The following is a 16,484-nucleotide window of genomic DNA, read 5'->3' on the forward strand; positions in this document are numbered from 1 at the left end:
AACGAAATCTGTAGCGGTCAACCGCGGGCAATCAGTGCCGCGTCGGCCTCGGCCTTCTCGGCCGCTTTCTGGCGAATGAGCTTTTCCAGGTCATCCACCAGGTTGTCATTGGTCAGCTTCTGCGCCGGTTTGCCGTCGATGTAGATCAGGTTCGGCGTACCGCCGGTCAGCCCTACATGGGCTTCCTTGGCTTCGCCAGGACCGTTGACCACGCAACCGATCACCGCCACGTCCATCGGCACCAGCAAGTCTTCCAGACGGCCTTCGAGCTCGTTCATGGTCTTGACCACATCGAAGTTCTGCCGCGAGCAGCTCGGGCAGGCGATGAAGTTGATGCCCCGGGAACGCAGGTGCAGCGACTTGAGGATGTCGTAGCCGACCTTCACTTCCTCGACCGGATCGGCCGCCAGGGAGATGCGGATAGTATCGCCAATCCCGTCGGCGAGCAGCATACCGAGGCCGACTGCCGATTTCACCGTACCCGAACGCAGGCCACCAGCTTCGGTGATGCCCAGGTGCAGCGGCTGGATGATCTGCCTGGCCAGCAGGCGGTAGGCCTCGACGGCCATGAACACGTCGGAAGCCTTGACGCTGACCTTGAAGTCCTGGAAGTCCAGGCGATCGAGGTGCTCGACATGGCGCAGCGCCGATTCCACCAAGGCGGCCGGGGTCGGCTCGCCGTACTTCTTCTGCAGGTCCTTCTCCAGCGAGCCGGCGTTGACGCCGATGCGGATCGGGATGCCACGGTCGCGGGCGGCATCGACCACGGCACGGACGCGGTCTTCGCGGCCGATGTTGCCCGGGTTGATGCGCAGGCAGTCCACCCCCAGCTCGGCCACACGCAGGGCGATCTTGTAGTCGAAATGGATATCGGCGACCAGCGGTACGCTGACCTGCTGCTTGATGCGACCGAAGGCTTCGGCGGCATCCATGTCCGGCACCGACACGCGGACGATGTCGACGCCAGCATCGATCAGGCGGTTGATCTGCGCCACGGTGGCGGCGACGTCGTTGGTATCGGTGTTGGTCATGCTCTGGACGGCGATGGGTGCATCGCCGCCGACAGGCACGTTACCGACCCAGATTTTCCGGGATTCGCGACGTTTGATCGGAGATTCGCCGTGCATGACTTATTGTCCCAACTTCAGGCGAGCAGTCTCGCCACTGGTGAACGGAGCGATATCGACAGCCTGGCCGTTCCAGCTGACCTGCGCGCCACGGGCAACGCCCAGGCGCACAGCGAACGGCGGCTTGCCGGCGAGTTCGAGGGATTCACCCTTGCGCTTGATACCGCTGTACAGGACCTTGCCGTTGCCGTCGGTGACCGACGTCCAGCAATCGGCGGTGAACTGCACGTGCAATTGGCCGCTGCCGGCAGGAGCCACGACAGGGGCAGCAGGTGCCGGAGCAACGGCAGCAGGCGCGGCGGCGACCACTGGAGCGGTCACCGGTGCCACAGGTGCGACCGGCACGGCAGGGGCTGGCGTGGCGGCAGCGTGGGCAGCAGGGGCAGTAGCAGCGCTTGGTGCAGCCGGAGCGACGGTAGCGGCTGGCGCGCTGGTTACCGGTGCCGCCGGAGCTTGTGGTGCAGCTTCGGCCATCGGCAACGGCTCGCTGGCCGGCGCAGCGGCTTCAGGTTGTTCGCCCGCGGTCACGGCCTGGTCTTCCGGCTCGTCCAGCGGATGGATCTGGGTGGTACCGTCGGCGCTCTCCACCTCGATGTGTTCCGGCGCGAGGTTGAACAGTTCCTTGCCGGCATTGCCGCTCTGGTCTTTCCACCAGACGAAGCCACCACCGACCACCACCACCAGCAGCAACAGGCTGACGATGCGCAGGATATTGTGGGAAAGGCGGACCGGTTCCTCGATGCGGCCGAGGGCGTGCACGTCGCTGCCCTGGGCGTGGGTGCCGGTGTAGCCGTCGAAGGACTGCACCAGGGCGGCCTGGTCCATGTCCAGCAGCTTGGCGTAGGCACGGATATAGCCGCGGGCGAAAGTATGCCCCGGCAGCTTGTCGAAGGCGCCGTCTTCGAGGTTATTGAGGGAACTCACGGTCAGATTGAGCTTGCGGGCCACTTCGCCCTGATCCCAGCCCCGGCTTTCGCGGGCCTGACGCAGGGTTTCACCGGGATTCTCACGAGTCGCTGCTGCTACTTCGGGATGCGCCGCTTTCATCATTGCTCCGACAGGTATTGCTGATATTCCGGCGTACCGGGATAAAGTCGTTGTAATTGCAGGCCCAGCTCAAGGGCCTTGGTCCTTTCTTCGAAGACCGTTGCCAGGCGACTGCCAAGCAACAGGCTGCGGGCGCTCGGTTCACTCAGACGGTCATGCCGGTCGTAGAAATCACGAGCCGGTACATAATGCCTGTCTTCGTAAGACATCTCAGCCATTTCCAGCAAGGCCTTGGGCTGCTGCTGGTTGAGACGCAAAGCCTTTTCCAGGTATTCCCGCGCCTGGTCGCGCTGCCCCAGCTTCAAGGCGGTCAGACCGAGGTTCTCGAACACCCGCGACCGCTCAGGATACAGGGTATCGGCGGACGCTTGGCGAAACATCTGCTGCGCCTGGGCATATTGCCCGTTGGCGAAGAGAAAACTGCCGTAGTTGTTGCGGATCCGCGCATCGTGCGGTTGTGCCGAGAGCGCCTTGCGAAAATGCGCGTCCGCCAGGGCCGTCTCGCCCTCACGCTGAAACACCAGGGCCAGGGCCGCATTGGCCTGCGCGTCACCGGCGCCGAGCTCGAGGGCTTTCTTCAGGGGAATCTTGGCCCGTTCGGCCTGCCCTTGTTGCAGATAGCCCAGCCCCAGCTGTACATAAGCTTGGCGAGCCTCGTCACGCGCCTTGCCGCTGACCTGCGCAGCGGAACCACCGGAACTGACACAGCCGCACAGCAGCGTCGTCAACAGAACAAGCGGCAGCGCGGCGCGCAGGGTCATGGCGATCCTCGTCTCAGTTGCCCGCCACGCCGCTGGAATCGGCGTCGGCGTTGAGTTGCCGCACGGCGATGTAGCGCTCACTGCGACGGGTACGGTCCATCACCTGACCGACCAGCTGACCACAGGCGGCATCGATGTCTTCGCCACGGGTGGTACGCACGGTCACGTTGAAACCGGCATGGTGCAGGTGGTCCTGGAAACGGCGGATGGCGTTGTTGCTCGGACGCTCGTAGCCGGAGTGCGGGAACGGGTTGAACGGGATCAGGTTGATCTTGCACGGTACGTTCTTGAGCAGCTCGGCCATTTCCACGGCGTGTTCGAGCTTGTCGTTGACGTCCTTGAGCAGGGTGTACTCGATGGTCAGCACGCGCTTCTCGCCCAGCTCGGACATGTAGCGCATGCACGAGTCGAGGACCACCTTGAGCGGGTACTTCTTGTTGATCGGCACCAGTTCGTTGCGCAGCGCGTCGTTCGGCGCGTGCAGCGACAGGGCCAGGGAGACGTCGATGTGCTTGGCCAGTTCATCGATCATCGGCACCACGCCGGAGGTGGACAGGGTCACCCGGCGCTTGGAGATGCCATAGCCGAGGTCGTCCATCATCAGGTGCATGGCGGCGACCACGTTGTCGAAGTTCAGCAGCGGCTCGCCCATGCCCATCATCACCACGTTGGTGATGGCGCGGTCGATGGTGGCCGGCACGGAGCCGAACGACTTGTTGGCAATCCACACCTGGCCGATCACTTCGGCGGCGGTGAGGTTGCTGTTGAATCCTTGTTTGCCGGTGGAGCAGAAACTGCAGTCCAGGGCGCAACCGGCCTGGGACGATACGCACAACGTACCGCGCTTGCCCTGGGGGATGTACACGGTTTCGACGCAACTGCCGGAGGCAACGCGTACCACCCATTTACGGGTACCGTCGGACGAGATGTCCTCGCTGACCACTTCCGGGCCGCGAATTTCGGCACGTGCCTTGAGCTTTTCGCGCAGGGCCTTGCCGACGTTGGTCATGGCGTCGAAATCATCGACGCCAAAGTGGTGAATCCATTTCATTACCTGGCCGGCACGGAAGCGCTTCTCCCCTATCGAGTCGAAGAACTTTTCCATTTCCGGCTGGGTCAGCCCCAACAGGTTGATTTTGTCGGTAGATGTCGTCATGGATTCACCCTCACTCGTCAGCCGTGGCTTAGCGAGTGGTTACCTCGGTAGCTGCGAAGAAGTAGGCGATTTCGCGAGCAGCAGCGGCTTCGGAGTCCGAACCGTGGACGGCGTTGGCGTCGATGGACTCGGCGAAGTCGGCGCGGATGGTGCCGGCAGCAGCTTCTTTAGGGTTGGTAGCGCCCATCAGCTCACGGTTGCGAGCGATGGCGTTCTCACCTTCCAGAACCTGAACGACAACCGGACCGGAAGTCATGAAGGCAACCAGGTCGCCGAAGAAGCCGCGCTCTTTGTGCTCGGCGTAGAAGCCTTCAGCTTCGGCCTTGGACAGTTGCTTGATTTTCGAGGCAACGATTTTCAGGCCGGCGTCTTCGAAGCGGGTGGTGATCTTGCCGATCACGTTCTTGGCAACGGCGTCAGGCTTGATGATGGAGAAAGTGCGTTGAACAGCCATGGTGTAACTCCAGAAACAGTAAGTGATGCGAAAAATTAAACCCGCGAATTATACGCGGGTTCCGGGGGATTGCCTAACCTGCCGAGTGCGCTCAGTCGGCTTCTTCGATCCAGGCAGCCTGGATGGCTTCCAGGACCTTCTTGCCACCGCGGGCCGGATCGTCGCTGAATTCTGGCAATGCCAGCACCCAGCGGTGCAGATCGACGAAGTTCACGTAGCGAGGATCGACTTCCGGCTTGCTTTCGGCAAGCTGGATAGCAATTTCAAGTACATCAACCCATTTCAGGCTCATGTCGGCTCCAGGGATCAGTGCGGCGCTTCGGCGGCGTGGTTGAGCGAGTACTTAGGAATCTCGATGGTCAGGTCTTCGTCGCCGACCTTTACCTGGCACGCCAGGCGCGACTGCGCTTCCAGGCCCCAGGCCTTGTCCAGCATGTCTTCTTCGAGCTCGTCCGCCTCTTCGACCGAATCGAAGCCCTTGCGCACGATGCAGTGGCAGGTGGTGCAGGCACACACGCCGCCACAGGCGCTTTCGATCTCGATGTGATGGTCATGTGCCAGCTCGAGAATGGAAGTCCCCGGTGCTGCCTCGACGGTCAGGCCGTCCGGGCAGAACTTCTCATGGGGCAGAAATGTTACCTGCGGCATCAGTTATCCTCGATCTCATTCAGGTTGCGCCCGGCCAGTGCGGCTTTTACCGTCGAATCAAGGCGCCGGGCGGCAAAGGCATCGGTCACCTGCGACAGACGCTTGGTCTGCTGCTCGATGGCCGCGCCATCGGTGCCGTTCATCAAGTCACGCAATTCTTGCATCTGGTATTCGATCGCCAGGCGCTCGTCGGCGCCCAGCAGGCGCTCGCCATCGGCGTCCAGGGCGCCCTGCACCGCTTCGAGCAGGCGCTCGGCGTCGACCTGGTGCTCGCGCAACTGACGCGCGGCTTTGTCGTTGCCGGCATGTTCGAAGGAGTCCTTGAGCATGCGGGCAATCTCGCCGTCGGTCAGACCGTAGGACGGCTTGACCTGAATGCTCGCCTCCACGCCCGAACCCAGCTCCCGCGCCGAAACGCTGAGCAGGCCGTCGGCATCGACCTGGAAGGTCACGCGGATCTTCGCCGCGCCGGCGACCATGGCCGGGATGCCGCGCAGTTCGAAGCGCGCCAGGGAGCGGCAGTCGCTGATCAGTTCGCGCTCACCCTGGAGCACGTGGATCATCATCGCGGTCTGGCCGTCTTTGTAGGTGGTGAATTCCTGGGCGCGAGCCACCGGGATGGTGGTGTTGCGCGGAATCACCTTCTCCATCAGCCCGCCCATGGTTTCCAGGCCGAGGGACAACGGAATCACGTCGAGCAGTAGCAGCTCGCCGCCTTCACGGCGGTTACCGGCCAAGGTATCGGCCTGGATCGCGGCGCCGATGGCGACCACCTGGTCCGGGTCGATATCGGTCAGCGGCTGGCGGCCGAACAGCTCGCCCACGGCAGTGCGCACGCGCGGCACGCGGGTCGAACCACCGACCATGACCACGGCGCTGACTTCCTCCAGCTCGACCCCGCTGTCACGCACGGCGCGACGGCAGGCCTTGAGGCTGCGGGCGATCATCGGCTCGATCAGGGCGTCGAAGGCGACGCGGGTCAGCTCGGCTTGCCAGTCGCCGTAGCTCACGCTGACGGCTTCGGCGTCGGTCAGCGCTTCCTTGGCGGCGCAGGCGGTTTCCAGCAAGCGGCGCTGGGCGCTCGGATCGAGGTCGGACGACAGGCCCGCGGACTGGATGATCCAGCCGGCGATGGCGTGGTCGAAATCGTCGCCGCCCAGGGCAGTGTCGCCGCCGGTGGCCAGGACTTCGAAGACCCCGCCGGTCAGACGCAGGATGGAAATATCGAAGGTACCGCCGCCCAGGTCATAGATGGCCACCACGCCTTCGGCGTTCTGGTCCAGGCCGTAAGCCACGGCGGCGGCGGTCGGTTCGTTGAGCAGGCGCAGGACGTTGAGGCCGGCCAGACGCGCGGCGTCCTTGGTGGCCTGGCGCTGGGCATCGTCGAAATAGGCCGGGACGGTGATCACCGCACCCACCAGCTCGCCACCCAGGCTGTCCTCGGCGCGCTGGCGCAGCACCTTGAGGATGTCCGCCGAGACTTCCACCGGGCTTTTCGGGCCCTGGACGGTGTCGATGAACGGCATGTGGGATTCGCCACCGACGAAGCGGTACGGCAGTTGCTCGCCCAGTTGCTTGACGTCTGCCAGACCGCGGCCCATCAGGCGTTTGACCGAGAGGATGGTGTTCAGCGGGTCGGCCGACGCAGCCTCGCGGGCGGCATGGCCGACGTCCATGCGGTCGGCGTGGTAGCGCACTGCGGACGGCAGGATGACCCGGCCTTCGGCGTCGGGCAACGGAGCGGAAAGACCACTGCGCAGGGCAGCGACCAGTGAATTGGTGGTGCCAAGGTCAATACCCACGGCCAGACGGCGCTGGTGGGGTTGCGGGCTCTGACCGGGTTCGGCGATCTGCAGTAGGGCCATGCTTATCTGAATACCAAAGGTGTCGCCAAGGGCGGCACCGGGTTAATCGTCGAGGCGCTCTTCCAACTGGCGCACTTCGTAGGCGAGCTTGTCGAGGAACTGCATGCGGCGCATCAGGCGCTCGGCCTGTTCACGCTGCGCGGCATCGTTCCAGCAGGCGGCGAACTCCTCGTTGAGGGCTTCCTGGGCGACTTTCAGGCGGCGCTTGAATGCGGCCACGCCATCAAGGTCGGCACTGTCCTGCAGGTCTTCGAGCTCTTCGCGCCATTGCATCTGCTGGAAGAGAAACTCTGGATCGTGGACGGTGACTTCCTGCGGCACTTCGTGGCCGCTGATCGCCAACAGGTAACGCGCCCGACGGGGCGCGCTCTTGAGGGTCTGGTAGGCCTCGTTGAGACCGGCGGAACGCTCCAGCGCCAGGCGCTGCTCGCGTTCGCTGGCGTCGGCGAAGCGGTCCGGGTGCACGGCGCGGGCCAGCTCGCGGTAGCGAGCGGCCAGCTGGTCCAGATCCAGACGGAAGTCCGGCTGCAGGTCAAACAGGGCGAAATGACAAGGAGTACCCACGCGCAGCCTCAGACGTTGAAGCTTTCGCCGCAGCCACACTCACCGCGCACGTTGGGGTTGTTGAACTTGAAGCCCTCGTTCAACCCTTCCTTGACGAAGTCCAGCTCCGTGCCGTCGAGGTAGACCAGGCTTTTCGGGTCGATGATGACCTTCATGCCATGGCTCTCGAAGACCTGATCTTCGTCATTCGGCTCGTCGACGAACTCCAGCACGTAGGCCAGACCGGAGCAGCCGGTGGTACGGACGCCCAGGCGAATGCCGTCACCTTTGCCGCGTCCTTCGAGGGAGCGCCGCACATGGTTGGCGGCGGCTTCTGTCATGCTGATAGCCATCGGGACTCCTTGACCTGCAACAGGCGGGTTAGATCAAACCTTTCTTCTGCTTGTAATCGCGAACGGCCGCCTTGATGGCGTCCTCGGCGAGTACCGAGCAGTGGATCTTCACCGGCGGCAGGGCCAGTTCTTCGGCCAGCTGGGTGTTCTTGATGGTTTCGGCTTCGTCCAGGGTCTTGCCCTTCATCCACTCGGTGGCGAGGGAGCTGGAGGCGATGGCCGAACCGCAGCCGTAGGTCTTGAACTTGGCGTCTTCGATGACGCCCTGCTCGTTGACCTTGATCTGCAGGCGCATCACGTCGCCACACGCTGGAGCGCCGACCATACCGGTACCGACATCCGGGTCCTCGGCGTTCATCTTGCCGACGTTGCGTGGATTTTCGTAGTGGTCGATGACCTTTTCACTGTATGCCATGGTGCAATTCCTTCCTCATCAGAGAGCCGCTCTTGCCGGCGACTACTTAGTGCGCAGCCCACTCGATCTTGGAGATGTCGACGCCGTCTTTGTACATGTCCCACAGCGGCGAGAGTTCACGCAGCTTGGTAACGGCCTCGCACACCTTCTGCGCGGCGTAGTCGATTTCTTCTTCGGTGGTGAAACGGCCGAAGGTGAAACGGATCGAGCTGTGCGCCAGTTCGTCGTTGCGGCCCAGGGCACGCAGGACGTAGGACGGCTCGAGGGATGCCGAAGTACAGGCAGAACCGGACGAAACGGCCAGGTCCTTGAGCGCCATGATCAGCGACTCGCCTTCGACGTAGTTGAAGCTCAGGTTCAGGTTGTGCGGGATACGGGCGGTCAGGCTGCCGTTGACGTACAGCTCTTCCAGGCCCTGGACCTGCTTGAAGAAGCGGTCGCTCAGTGCCTTGATGCGCACGTTCTCGCTGGCCATCAGTTCTTTCGCCACGGCGAAGGCTTCGCCCATGCCGACGATCTGGTGGGTAGCCAGGGTACCGGAGCGCATGCCGCGCTCGTGACCGCCGCCGTGCATCGCCGCTTCCAGACGTACGCGAGGCTTGCGGCTGACGTACAGCGCGCCGATACCTTTAGGGCCGTAGGTCTTGTGGGCGGAGAAGGACATCAGGTCGACTTTCAGTTTCTGCAGGTCGATCTCGACCTTGCCGGTGGACTGCGCGGCGTCGACATGGAACAGCACGCCGCGGGAGCGGGTCAGTTCGCCGATGGCAGCGATGTCGTTGATGGTGCCGATCTCGTTGTTCACGTGCATGACCGAAACCAGGATGGTGTCTTCACGCAGCGCGGCTTCGACCAGTGCCGGGGTGATCAGGCCGTCTTCGCCCGGCTCCAGGTAGGTAACCTCGAAGCCTTCACGCTCCAGTTGGCGAGTGCTGTCCAGGACCGCCTTGTGCTCGATCTTGGAGGTGATGATGTGCTTGCCCTTGGAGCCGTAGAAGTGCGCAACGCCCTTCAGCGCCAGGTTGTCGGATTCGGTGGCACCGCTGGTCCAGACGATTTCGCGTGGATCGGCGTTGACCAGGTCGGCGACCTGGCGGCGGGCGTTCTCGACCGCTTCCTCGGCTTTCCAGCCAAAGACGTGGGAGCGCGACGCCGGGTTACCGAAGTTCCCGTCGACCAGCAGGCATTCGCTCATCTTCTGGGCGACGCGTGGGTCGACCGGAGTGGTCGCGGAATAATCGAGGTAGATCGGCAACTTCATTGAATATCTCCTATCAGGCAGGCGCGTCGCTCGTCGGTACGGTTATTCGACGGCGGACGTTTCAATCTTGTCCAGATGCGGGGCACGGCCGGCGATGCGACGCAGGTCCTGGCGCTGGGCGACTTCCTGGACCTCACGGCGGGTCACGAGGTCGGCCAGGCTGATTCCGCTGAGGAATTCGTGGATCCGTGCGCTCAGGTCGCACCACAGGTGGTGGGTCAGGCAGGTATCGCCGGCATGGCAATCACCGAGGCCCTGGCAACGGGTGGCATCGACCGATTCATTGACCGCATCGATGACCTGGGCGACCTGGATGCTTTCCATGGTCCGCGACAGCTGGTAGCCGCCACCTGGACCGCGAACGCTGGACACCAGGTTGCTGCGGCGCAGCTTGGCGAACAGCTGTTCCAGATAGGAAAGGGAAATGCCTTGGCGCTCGGAGATGTCGGCCAGGGAGACCGGCCCATTTTGCGCGTGCAGTGCCAGGTCGAGCATGGCAGTCACGGCGTATCGGCCTTTGGTAGTCAGTCGCATGGCTATTTGATACCACGGAGGTTACGGAATGTGTGCGAGTATGCGATTCCCGAGCATTTAAGTCAACTATAAGACCTACTGCTTTAGTCGGGTTTGCGCCTGAACGGCGGCGCAGATCATAGCAAAGTCGGGGCGTGAGCACACGCCCCAATGTGCCGGACGGCTGTCAATGCGTCGCCGCGTCGCTTCGCACCTCGCCTTTGACGCAGGCGAAGTCTTCTTCATGCAAGGCAGGCAGCTCCTTGGCGCAGTAGTCGCTGCCGAGCTTGGTCAGGGCGCCGCACATGTCTTCCAGGCGACCGTCGACCGCCTGCAGGTGGTCGAGCAACTGACCGATGGCGCGAGCCACCGGGTCCGGCATGTCTTCGCTGACGCCGTAGGCATCGAAGCCGATCTTCTCGGCCATGGCCTTGCGCCGGGCTTCCTGCTCGCCATCGCTCTTGACGATGATGCGCCCCGGAATACCCACCGCAGTGGCACCGGCCGGTACCGCCTTGGTCACCACGGCGTTGGAGCCGATCTTGGCCCCGGCGCCGACGGTGAACGGGCCGAGCACCTTGGCACCCGCCCCCACCACCACGCCGTCCTCCAGGGTCGGGTGGCGCTTGCCCTTGTTCCAGCTGGTGCCGCCCAGGGTCACGCCCTGGTAGAGGGTGACGTCATCGCCGATCTCGGCGGTTTCACCGATGACGATACCCATGCCGTGGTCGATGAAGAAACGCCGGCCGACCTTGGCCCCAGGGTGAATCTCGATGCCGGTCAGCCAGCGCCCGAAGTTGGACACCAGGCGGGCCAGCCACTTCCAGTCTTTCTTCCACAGGCAGTGCGCCGCGCGGTGCAGCCAGATCGCGTGCATCCCCGGGTAGCAGGTCAGCACCTCGAAGGCATTGCGCGCCGCCGGGTCACGGTGGAAAACGCTTTGGATATCTTCACGCAGACGCTCGAACATCTATTGATCCTTCCGCTTGTGCGCATCGCCCCGGGCCGCTTTCTGGGTTTCGGTGAGGATGCCGCGCAAAATACTCATTTCCGAACGATTCACCGCGCTGCGCCCGAACAGGCGCCGCAGTCGCGGCATCAGGTGCTTGGGTTTGGCCGGATCGAGGAAACCGATCTGCACCAGGGTGCTTTCCAGGTGGCCGTAGAACCGCTCCATTTCATCCATGGTGGCCAATTCCTCGACCGCCTCGTCCTTGTCCGTCGTGACCGTTGCCGGCGTTCCAGCCAGCCAGGCCATGCGCACTTCGTAGCTCAGCACCTGCACCGCCGCCGCCAGGTTCAGCGAGCTGAAGTCCGGGTTGGAGGGGATATGCACGTGGTAGTGACATCGCTGCAGCTCGTCGTTGGTCAGGCCGGCGTGTTCACGACCGAAGACCAGCGCAACCTGCTCGCCTTGCGCCGCGCGCTTGACCGCTTCGGCGCCACATTCGCGCGGGTCGAGCATCGGCCAGGGCAGGCTGCGGCTGCGGGCGCTGGTGCCGACCACCAGGGTGCAGCCGACCAGGGCGTCCTCCAGGGAAGCGACCACTTGCGCGCCGACCAGCACATCGTCGGCACCAGAGGCGCGAGCACTGGCTTCAGGGGAAGGGAAATCCGCCGGATCCACCAGCACGAGGCGCGACAGTCCCATGTTCTTCATGGCACGCGCAGCCCCGCCGATGTTGCCGGGATGACTGGTACAGACCAGGACGACACGAATATTTTCCAGCACGTCGGGCGCTCACAGGCATCAAATCAGGGGGGAGCAAATCTTACAGAAGCGACGGGCGTAACGCCACGTAAGCAAATGTTGCCCTTCTGCCCCGGAAGTTTTCTGTTAGAATGTTCGGCTTTCTTTAACATCTCAGGTGAAACGTCCATGCAGCCCATGCTGAATATCGCGCTGCGCGCCGCCCGCAGCGCCAGCGAACTGATTTTCCGCTCAATCGAACGCCTGGATACCATCAAGGTTGATGAGAAGGACGCCAAGGACTACGTCTCCGAGGTCGACCGCGCAGCCGAGAAGGTCATCATCGATGCGCTGCGCAAGGCGTATCCAACCCACGCCATCCAGGGCGAAGAGACTGGTCTGCATGCCGGCAGCGGCGAAGGTGAAGACTACCTGTGGATCATCGATCCGCTGGACGGCACCACCAACTTCCTGCGTGGCGTTCCACACTTTGCTGTCAGCATCGCCTGCAAATACCGCGGCCGCCTGGAACATGCCGTGGTCCTCGACCCGGTTCGCCAGGAAGAATTCACCGCCAGCCGTGGCCGTGGCGCCCAGCTCAATGGCCGTCGCCTGCGCGTCAGCTCGCGCACCAGCCTGGAAGGCGCCCTGCTGGGTACCGGCTTCCCGTTCCGCGACAACCAGATGGAATACCTGGACAACTACCTGGGCATGTTCCGCGCTCTGGTCGGCCAGACCGCCGGCATCCGCCGCGCCGGTTCCGCCAGCCTCGACCTGGCCTATGTGGCTGCCGGTCGTTTCGATGCGTTCTGGGAGTCGGGCCTGTCCGAGTGGGACATGGCTGCGGGCGCGCTGCTGATCCAGGAAGCGGGCGGCCTGGTGAGCGACTTCACCGGTGGCCATGACTTCCTCGAGAAGGGTCATGTGGTTGCCGGCAACATCAAGTGCTTCAAGGCTGTGCTGACCGCTATCCAGCCGCACCTGCCGCCTTCGGTAAAGCGCTGAGTTTCGCCTGAAATGAAAAAAGCACCTTTCGAGGTGCTTTTTTTGTGCCTGCAATTCAGGGAGCGTTGTGTTGACTGGACCGGCCTCATCGCGGGCAACGCCCGCTCCCACAGGGATAGCGTGCGCCGCCAGACCTTGCGGGAGCAGGCGTTGCCCGCGATGAGGCCATCAACCACACCAACTTACTGAGCAGGCTGCCCCGGCTGGGCCTGACCCAGAATCAGGTTGCCCTGCTTGTCCAGCGGGATCTGCGAGCCTGGATCACGATCCATGCGCACCTGACCCACCTTGTCACCAATCGAATACTTCACGTCATACCCAACCACCTTCTCGCTCACGTCATTCACCGTGTTGCAGCGCGTCTGGGTGGTGGTGTACGTATCGCTGTTCTGCATGTGCTCCTGCACCTTGTTGCCGGCATAGCCGCCGCCAACTGCACCGGCCACCGTGGCGATCTTCTTGCCGGTGCCGCCGCCGATCTGGTTACCGAGCAGGCCACCGGCCAGTGCACCGACCACGGTCCCTGCGATCTGGTGCTGGTCCTGCACCGGCTTCTGCCGGGTGACCGTGACGTCCTTGCAGACTTCCCGTGGCGTCTTGACGGTCTGCTTGACCGGTTGCACGCCCACGACCTGGGCATACTCCGGACCATTGTTGACCAGGCTGTAGGTGGCCACAGCACCTCCGGCAGTCACACCGACAGCACCCAGTACCGCACCCACGAGCATCGACTTGTTCACGTGAACCTCCTGATTTACCTGCGGAATTCACCGCGCTTCTCCCAGCCTTGGAGCAAAAAAAAGGGCGCGAGTTCAATACTCGCGCCCTCCTCTTCCGCCAACGGCGTTGGAAAAAGCCTTATGGACGGTCGTCCACACCGTCGGTTTTCGCCGGCGGAATCAGGTCTTCACTGGTCAGGTTCAGCCAGATCAGCACCACGTTGGCGATGTAGATCGACGAGTAGGTACCCGCCAGAACACCGATGAACAGCGCCAGGGAGAAGCCGTACAGGTTGTCGCCGCCGAAGATCAACAGGGCAGCGATGGCCAGCAGGGTCGACACCGAGGTGGCCACGGTACGCAGCAGGGTCTGGGTGGTCGAGATGTTGATGTTCTCGATCAGCGACGCCTTGCGCAGCACGCGGAAGTTCTCGCGGACCCGGTCGAACACGACGATGGTGTCGTTGAGCGAGTAGCCGATGATCGCCAGCACCGCCGCCAGTACCGTCAGGTCGAAGGTGATCTGGAAGAACGACAGGATGCCCATGGTCACCACCACGTCGTGGATCAGCGAGACGATCGCGCCCACGGCAAACTTCCACTGGAAGCGGAAGGCCAGGTAGATCAGGATCCCGCCCAGCGCCAGGAGCATGCCGAGGCCGCCCTGGTCGCGCAGTTCCTCACCCACCTGCGGACCGACGAACTCGACGCGCTTGACCGTGGCCGGGTTGTCGCCGCCCACCTGTTTCAGCGCCGCGGCAACCTTGTTACCCAGTTGCGGATCATCGCCCGGCATGCGCACCAGCAGATCGGTGGTGGCGCCGAAGCTCTGCACCACGGCCTCGTGGAAGCCGGACTTGACCAGCTCTTCACGAACCTGGCCCAGGTCGGCCGGACGCTCGTAGGTCAGCTCGATGAGCGTACCGCCGGTGAAGTCCAGGCCGAAGTTCAGACCCTTGTAGAACCAGCTGCCCAAGGCCAGCACGGTAAGGAGCATGGTGACGGCGAACGCAACGTTGCGCACGCCCATGAAGTTGATCGTACGTAGCATGGCAGCCCCTTAAACCCACAGCTTCTTGATGTCACGCCCACCGTAGATCGAGTTGACGATCGCACGGGTAACCAGAATGGCGGTGAACATCGAGGTGAAGATACCCAGCGACATGGTGACAGCGAAGCCCTTCACCGGGCCGGTGCCCATGGCGAAGAGGATGCCGCCCACCAGCAGGGTGGTCAGGTTGGCGTCGAGGATCGCCGTGTAGGCGCGGTCGAAACCTTCGTGGATGGCGCGCTGCGCGGACATGCCGTTGGCCAGCTCCTCGCGGATCCGCGAGAAGATCAGCACGTTGGCGTCCACCGCCATGCCCATGGTCAGCACGATACCGGCGATACCCGGCAGGGTCAGGGTCGCACCCAGCAACGACATCAGCGCCAGCAGCAGGACCATGTTGCCCGCCAGGGCGACAGTAGCGATCAGGCCGAAGAAGCGGTAGATGGCGATGATGAACAGCGAGACGAACAGCATGCCCCACAGGGAAGCATCGATACCCTTGGTGATGTTGTCGGCACCCAGGCTCGGGCCGATGGTGCGCTCTTCAGCGAAGTACATCGGCGCGGCCAGGCCACCGGCACGCAGCAGCAGGGCCAGCTCGGACGATTCACCCTGGCCGTTCAGGCCGGTGATGCGGAACTGGCTGCCCAGCGGCGACTGGATGGTCGCCAGGCTGATGATCTTCTTCTCTTCCTGGAAGGTCTGGATCGCCACATCCTTCTCGACGCCGTCCACCGTCTGCTTCTCGTAACGGGTGATCGGACGCTGCTCGATGAAGATCACCGCCATGCTGCGACCGACGTTGCTGCGGGTCGCGCGGCTCATCAGCTCGCCGCCGTGGCCATCGAGACGGATGTTCACCTGCGGACGGCCGTGCTCGTCGTAGCTGGCCTGGGCGTCGGTAACCTGGTCACCGGTGATGATCAGGCCACGCTCGACCAGGGCCGAACGCCCGCCTTCACGGAACTCGAACTGCTCGGTGGTGGCTTTGGACGCACCAGGCTCGGCGCCCAGGCGGAATTCCAGGTTGGCGGTCTTGCCGAGGATACGCTTGGCTTCGGCAGTGTCCTGCACGCCCGGCAGCTCGACCACGATGCGGTTGGCACCCTGGCGCTGTACCAGCGGTTCAGCGACGCCCAGCTCGTTGACGCGGTTACGTACCGTGGTCAGGTTCTGCTTGATGGCGTATTCACGGATTTCCGTGATCTTCGCCGGGGCGATGGCCAGACGCAGCACCGACAGCTCGTTACGCTCGGTGGTGGTCAGCTCGAAATCGTTGAAATTCTTGCGGATCAGGCTGCGAGCCTGCTCGCGGGTCGCGTCGTCGGAGAAGCCCAGCTGGATGCCACCATCCTGCTGCGGCAGGCTGCGGTAGCGGACTTTTTCCTTGCGCAGAAGGCTCTTCACTTCGCCTTCGTAGACTTTCAGGCGCGCGCTCATGGCCTTGTCCATGTCCACTTCCAGCAGGAAGTGCACACCACCGGACAGGTCCAGGCCCAGCTTCATCGGGTGTGCCCCGAGGTTACGCAGCCATTGCGGAGTGGTCGGGGCCAGGTTCAGCGCCACCACGTAGTCATCGCCCAGTGCCTTGCGCACAACGTCCTTGGCCGGAAGCTGGTCTTCCTGCTTGGTCAGGCGCAGCAAAGCACCCTTGCCGTTCACGCCCAGGCTGGCGCCCTTGACTGCAATCCCTGCATCGGTCAGCGCCTTGCTGGCGCGATCCAGATCGGCCTGGCTGACCTGCAGCGCGGTGCTCGCGCCGCTGACTTGCACTGCCGGGTCGTCAGGATAGAGGTTGGGAGCGGAATAAATAAAACCGATCACCAGTACGACCAGGATCAGTGCGTATTTCCATAGAGGAGTTTTGTTCAGCATC

The 16,484-nt window shown here is 63.2% G+C and carries 19 protein-coding genes; 1 reads left to right on the forward strand and 18 read right to left on the reverse strand.

The window, feature by feature from the left end; genetic code table 11:
• Positions 1 to 17: 17 nt before the first annotated feature.
• The 15 genes from ispG to trmJ form a co-directional block, all read right to left on the reverse strand.
• Positions 18 to 1,127 (reverse strand): flavodoxin-dependent (E)-4-hydroxy-3-methylbut-2-enyl-diphosphate synthase, encoded by a 1,110-nt coding sequence (gene ispG / locus AC5QPF_RS26810; protein WP_494960666.1) that lies wholly within the window; start codon positions 1,125 to 1,127, stop codon positions 18 to 20.
• Between the two features lie 3 nt (positions 1,128 to 1,130).
• Positions 1,131 to 2,174 carry a RodZ domain-containing protein gene (locus AC5QPF_RS26815; RefSeq protein WP_494960667.1) on the reverse strand — a complete coding sequence of 348 codons (1,044 nt, stop codon included), beginning with the start codon at positions 2,172 to 2,174 and terminating at the stop codon, positions 1,131 to 1,133.
• On the reverse strand, positions 2,174 to 2,935 hold the full coding sequence (gene pilW / locus AC5QPF_RS26820) for a type IV pilus biogenesis/stability protein PilW (RefSeq protein ID WP_494960668.1): 762 nt from the start codon (positions 2,933 to 2,935) through the stop codon (positions 2,174 to 2,176). Before pilW ends, AC5QPF_RS26815 begins: the two co-directional genes overlap by 1 nt.
• A 13-nt stretch (positions 2,936 to 2,948) precedes the next feature.
• Positions 2,949 to 4,091, reverse strand: a complete 1,143-nt coding sequence (rlmN, locus tag AC5QPF_RS26825) for a dual-specificity RNA methyltransferase RlmN (protein WP_330074927.1) — start codon at positions 4,089 to 4,091, stop codon at positions 2,949 to 2,951.
• Positions 4,092 to 4,119: 28 nt separating this feature from the next.
• The gene (gene ndk / locus AC5QPF_RS26830; RefSeq protein WP_075806555.1) at positions 4,120 to 4,545 is read right to left on the reverse strand and encodes a nucleoside-diphosphate kinase; all 426 of its coding nucleotides are present in this window, start codon (positions 4,543 to 4,545) and stop codon (positions 4,120 to 4,122) included.
• A 91-nt stretch (positions 4,546 to 4,636) separates the two neighbouring features.
• Positions 4,637 to 4,837: a Fe-S cluster assembly protein IscX gene (iscX, locus tag AC5QPF_RS26835; protein WP_494960669.1), complete on the reverse strand. Its 201-nt coding sequence runs from the start codon at positions 4,835 to 4,837 to the stop codon at positions 4,637 to 4,639.
• A gap of 14 nt (positions 4,838 to 4,851) precedes the next feature.
• Positions 4,852 to 5,193: an ISC system 2Fe-2S type ferredoxin gene (gene fdx, locus AC5QPF_RS26840; RefSeq protein WP_042120838.1), complete on the reverse strand. Its 342-nt coding sequence runs from the start codon at positions 5,191 to 5,193 to the stop codon at positions 4,852 to 4,854.
• Positions 5,193 to 7,058: a Fe-S protein assembly chaperone HscA gene (hscA, locus tag AC5QPF_RS26845; protein WP_494960670.1), complete on the reverse strand. Its 1,866-nt coding sequence runs from the start codon at positions 7,056 to 7,058 to the stop codon at positions 5,193 to 5,195. The genes fdx and hscA overlap by 1 nt, the downstream gene beginning before the upstream one ends.
• Positions 7,059 to 7,100: 42 nt before the next feature.
• Positions 7,101 to 7,622: a co-chaperone HscB gene (gene hscB, locus AC5QPF_RS26850; RefSeq protein WP_330074931.1), complete on the reverse strand. Its 522-nt coding sequence runs from the start codon at positions 7,620 to 7,622 to the stop codon at positions 7,101 to 7,103.
• Between the two features lie 8 nt (positions 7,623 to 7,630).
• On the reverse strand, positions 7,631 to 7,954 hold the full coding sequence (gene iscA, locus AC5QPF_RS26855) for an iron-sulfur cluster assembly protein IscA (protein WP_316919268.1): 324 nt from the start codon (positions 7,952 to 7,954) through the stop codon (positions 7,631 to 7,633).
• Positions 7,955 to 7,982: 28 nt separating this feature from the next.
• Complete coding sequence (iscU, locus tag AC5QPF_RS26860) at positions 7,983 to 8,369, reverse strand: Fe-S cluster assembly scaffold IscU (RefSeq protein WP_003248539.1); 387 nt, start codon at positions 8,367 to 8,369, stop codon at positions 7,983 to 7,985.
• Between the two features lie 46 nt (positions 8,370 to 8,415).
• Complete coding sequence (locus tag AC5QPF_RS26865; RefSeq protein ID WP_494960671.1) at positions 8,416 to 9,630, reverse strand: IscS subfamily cysteine desulfurase; 1,215 nt, start codon at positions 9,628 to 9,630, stop codon at positions 8,416 to 8,418.
• Between the two features lie 42 nt (positions 9,631 to 9,672).
• A complete protein-coding gene (gene iscR, locus AC5QPF_RS26870; RefSeq protein WP_316919270.1) occupies positions 9,673 to 10,164 on the reverse strand; it encodes a Fe-S cluster assembly transcriptional regulator IscR in 492 nt (163 codons plus the stop codon).
• Positions 10,165 to 10,330: 166 nt separating this feature from the next.
• Positions 10,331 to 11,113 carry a serine O-acetyltransferase gene (cysE, locus tag AC5QPF_RS26875; RefSeq protein WP_494960672.1) on the reverse strand — a complete coding sequence of 261 codons (783 nt, stop codon included), beginning with the start codon at positions 11,111 to 11,113 and terminating at the stop codon, positions 10,331 to 10,333.
• Positions 11,114 to 11,875 carry a tRNA (cytosine(32)/uridine(32)-2'-O)-methyltransferase TrmJ gene (gene trmJ / locus AC5QPF_RS26880; RefSeq protein WP_494960673.1) on the reverse strand — a complete coding sequence of 254 codons (762 nt, stop codon included), beginning with the start codon at positions 11,873 to 11,875 and terminating at the stop codon, positions 11,114 to 11,116.
• A 147-nt stretch (positions 11,876 to 12,022) separates the two neighbouring features.
• Between trmJ and suhB the strand changes: the two genes are divergently transcribed.
• A complete protein-coding gene (gene suhB / locus AC5QPF_RS26885) occupies positions 12,023 to 12,838 on the forward strand; it encodes a type III secretion system regulator SuhB (protein WP_042120846.1) in 816 nt (271 codons plus the stop codon).
• A gap of 182 nt (positions 12,839 to 13,020) precedes the next feature.
• Here suhB and AC5QPF_RS26890 read toward each other — a convergent pair whose 3' ends face one another.
• The 3 genes from AC5QPF_RS26890 to secD form a co-directional block, all read right to left on the reverse strand.
• Complete coding sequence (locus tag AC5QPF_RS26890; RefSeq protein WP_494960674.1) at positions 13,021 to 13,578, reverse strand: glycine zipper 2TM domain-containing protein; 558 nt, start codon at positions 13,576 to 13,578, stop codon at positions 13,021 to 13,023.
• A gap of 118 nt (positions 13,579 to 13,696) precedes the next feature.
• Entirely contained in the window at positions 13,697 to 14,608 is a 912-nt protein-coding gene (secF, locus tag AC5QPF_RS26895; protein ID WP_494960675.1) for a protein translocase subunit SecF, read from the reverse strand.
• Positions 14,609 to 14,617: 9 nt separating this feature from the next.
• Positions 14,618 to 16,483 carry a protein translocase subunit SecD gene (secD, locus tag AC5QPF_RS26900; RefSeq protein ID WP_494960676.1) on the reverse strand — a complete coding sequence of 622 codons (1,866 nt, stop codon included), beginning with the start codon at positions 16,481 to 16,483 and terminating at the stop codon, positions 14,618 to 14,620.
• Position 16,484 lies beyond the last annotated feature (1 nt).

Source organism: Pseudomonas sp. Con_6, from assembly GCF_059379395.1.